The organism is Desulfurellaceae bacterium (assembly GCA_021296095.1).
Taxonomy (GTDB): Bacteria; Desulfobacterota; Binatia; order Bin18; family Bin18; genus JAAXHF01.
In genome coordinates this window covers 19387-22289 of sequence record JAGWBB010000088.1, presented here as the reverse complement: position 1 = coordinate 22289, position 2903 = coordinate 19387, and the positions used below count along the sequence as shown (strand labels likewise).

General features: G+C 65.1%; 4 protein-coding genes. 3 read left to right on the top strand and 1 reads right to left on the bottom strand.

Annotated features, from left to right (window positions below; genetic code table 11):
* From J4F42_17960 to J4F42_17950, 3 genes are all read left to right on the top strand, one after another.
* The coding region (locus J4F42_17960) for a hypothetical protein (protein MCE2487404.1) at positions 1 to 318 on the top strand (318 nt) is incomplete at its 5' end.
* A 21-nt stretch (positions 319 to 339) separates the two neighbouring features.
* The gene (locus J4F42_17955; GenBank protein MCE2487403.1) at positions 340 to 1260 is read left to right on the top strand and encodes an alpha/beta fold hydrolase; all 921 of its coding nucleotides are present in this window, start codon (positions 340 to 342) and stop codon (positions 1258 to 1260) included.
* 55 nt (positions 1261 to 1315) lie between these two features.
* Positions 1316 to 2227, top strand: coding sequence for an EamA family transporter (locus tag J4F42_17950; GenBank protein MCE2487402.1), 912 nt, complete (start codon positions 1316 to 1318; stop codon positions 2225 to 2227).
* 7 nt (positions 2228 to 2234) lie between these two features.
* Here the strand turns inward: J4F42_17950 and J4F42_17945 are convergent.
* Positions 2235 to 2903, bottom strand: a 669-nt coding sequence (locus tag J4F42_17945; protein ID MCE2487401.1) for an amidohydrolase family protein, incomplete at its 5' end; no start/stop codon positions are given.

Genomic DNA, 2903 nt, shown 5'->3' with positions numbered 1-2903 from the left:
ACCGGTGATGACGGCCACTCCCACATCGAAGACCAGGCGCCGAGTTCCCACCCGGCCCTGAGCAGCGAACAGGCCACCGACCACATTGTGTTCCGCGAGCTGGAGGCCGGCGCGTTCATGGACTGGCACAACGCCCCGCGCCGCCAGTACGTCATTCTGTTGGCCGGCCAGATGGAGATCGGGCTTAACGACGGCACGCGGCGTCAGTTCGGTCCCGGCGATGCCGTCCTGGCCGCGGACCTGACCGGCAGCGGACATACGACCAGGTCGGCTGGTGCTGATGCTGCCCTCGTGGCGGTCGTCCCCCTGGCCGAGTAAGTGCAGAAAGCAGACCGCCCCATGTCACACTCCGGCCCAGCGGACGATGATCCCCGCCTGGACAGGCCGACCGCATCATCCGCTGTGACCCACCACACCGCCCGCATCAACGGCTTTCGCATGCACTATGTCACGGCCGGCTCGGGCTATCCGCTCGTCTTTCTTCACGGCTGGCCCCAGACCTGGTACGAGTGGCGCAAGATCATCCCGGCGGTGGCGGACCGCTTCACCGTGATTGCCCCCGATCTGCGCGGCCTGGGCGACAGCGAACGGCCGATGACGGGCTACGACAAACGCAGCCTGGCCGCGGACGTGTATGCGCTCGTCAGCCACCTCGGCTACCAACACATCGGTCTCACCGGCCACGACTGGGGCGGCACGGTGGCGTATTATCTGGCCTACGATCATCCCGAGCTGGTCGAGCGCCTGCTCATCCTGGAATCGACCCCCGGCCTGGTCCGCAAAGACGAGCCGCTCGACCTGCGGGGCATCCGGCGCCTGTGGCACGTCATGTTTCAGGGCGGCTCGCCCGACCTGGCCGAGCTGCTGGTGCGTGACCACATCCCTCTGTACATCGACCGTCTGTGCCGGGTGGCGTGTTATAACCCGAGCGTGTTCAGCGCCGAAGACATGGCCGAGTACGTGCGCGCCTACTCCCAGCCCGGTGCGCTGCGGGCGGGCTTTCACTATTACCGGGCGGCGCTCGAAGAAGATGTCGCTAACCTCAGCACGTGTACCCGTAAGCTCAGTATGCCCGTCCGGGCCTGGGGCGGTGCGCGCTTCATGGGCGACCCCCTGCCGGTCTGGCGACGGGTGGCCGAACAGCTCGAAGGCGGCGTGGTGGAACGCTGTGGCCATTTTGTAGCCGAGGAGCGGCCGGATTTTGTGATCGAACAGGTGCGGGAGTTTTTTACCCCTCTGACCACGACGCACCACACCTGAGTGGACTTTCCCTATCCATCCACACACCCTCTGACACACCGGATCGTGACCTGGCGTGACCTGGATCGAACTCAGTCTGGCCGGCGGCTGCCTGCAAACCGCCCGCAACGCCCTGTCAAAAAGCCTCGTCGGTCAGATCTCGCCGACGCTGAACAGCTGGTCGCGCTTTGCCTTTAATCTCCCACTCTCGACCCTGTTGATGCTCAGCCTGCTGGTGTGGGTCGGCGTGCCACGTCTGTCCCCGCCCTTTTTTGCCTACTGCGCGGTCACCGCAGTGGCCCAACTGCTGGGCAATATCGCGCTGGTGTCGGCCTTCAGACACGCCAATTTTGCCGAGACGATCGTCCTGCACAAACTCGAAGTGGTGTTCACCGCACTGGTCGGGGTGCTCTTTTTTGCCGAAGCCCCGAGTTCGCTGGGCTGGGTCGGGGTCGTGCTGTGCGGAGCCGGCGTCGTGCTGATGAACCTCGGCCGCCAAGGCGGTCCCCAGGGCTGGCGGCGAGCCTTCCATCTGAGCAGCGGGCCGCTGCTGGCCCTGTTGTGCGCCGTCCTGCTGGTCCTGGCCAGCTTCATGCTCAAGAGCGCCAGCGCCCAGTTCGTGCTGGCCAACCCAAGCGTGGGCAGCGAGCGTTTCACCCCGGCCGTTCACACCCTGTTTCACACCACCTGGATGGAGGTCGTGATCCTGACCGTGACTCTCGTCCTCACCCGCCCCCAGGAATTCCGGCTCGTGTCCAGCCACTGGCGCCGCATGGCGATGATCGGCGCGGTGTCCTTCAGCGGCAGCCTGTGCTGGTTCTGGGCCTACGCCCTGACGCTGGTCGCCTATTCAAAAGCCGTCGGCCAGATCGAGGCCGTCCTGGCCCTGATCCTGGCCCTGCTGGTGTGGCGAGAACGCGAGGTGCTGCGTCAGCTGCCCGGGGTGTTCATCGTCCTGGTCGGCATCGGGATGGTGTTGCTCGGCTGAACGCGGCTCACGGCCGTTTATACATCAGCCCGTCCTTCATCACAAAACTGACACGCTGCAAGCTGGTAATATCGCGGCTGGGATCGTCCGGCACCGCAACCACGTCGGCCAGCTTGCCGGCTTCGAGCGTGCCCAGCCGATCTTCCTGGCCAAGCAGACGGGCGGCCTCCAGGGTTGCCGACCGAATCGCCTCCAGCGGCGGCATCCCGGCCTCAACCATGTAGGCGAACTCTTTGGCGTTCTGGCCGTGCGGCGATACCCCGCTGTCGGTGCCGAACGCAATCTTGACCCCACTCTTATAGGCCCGGGCAAAGGTGGCCTGAATCTTCGGGCCGATGGCGGCCGCCTTGGGCCGCACCGCGTCGGGGAAAAAGCCCTCCTGGTCGGCCTTTTCGGCCACCCACTTGCCGGCAATGATGGTCGGCACATAGTAGGTGCCGTGCTGTTTCATCAGCGCCATGACTTCCTCGTCCATCAGGCTGCCGTGCTCAATGGAATCCACCCCGGCCCGAATCGCCCGCTTCATACCCTCGGCCCCGTGCGCATGGGCGGCAACGCTGAAGCCGTAGTCCTTGGCCGTTTCCACAACGGCTCGGATCTCTTCCTCGCTGAACTGCGGGTTGTGGCCGCTCTTGGCCACACTCAGTACCCCGCCGGTGGCCGTAATCTTGATCAG

Excerpts from the sequence above, each read along its gene's own strand:
- J4F42_17955 (MCE2487403.1), top strand. The coding sequence starts at position 340 with ATGTCACACTCCGGCCCAGCGGACGATGATCCCCGCCTGGACAGGCCG.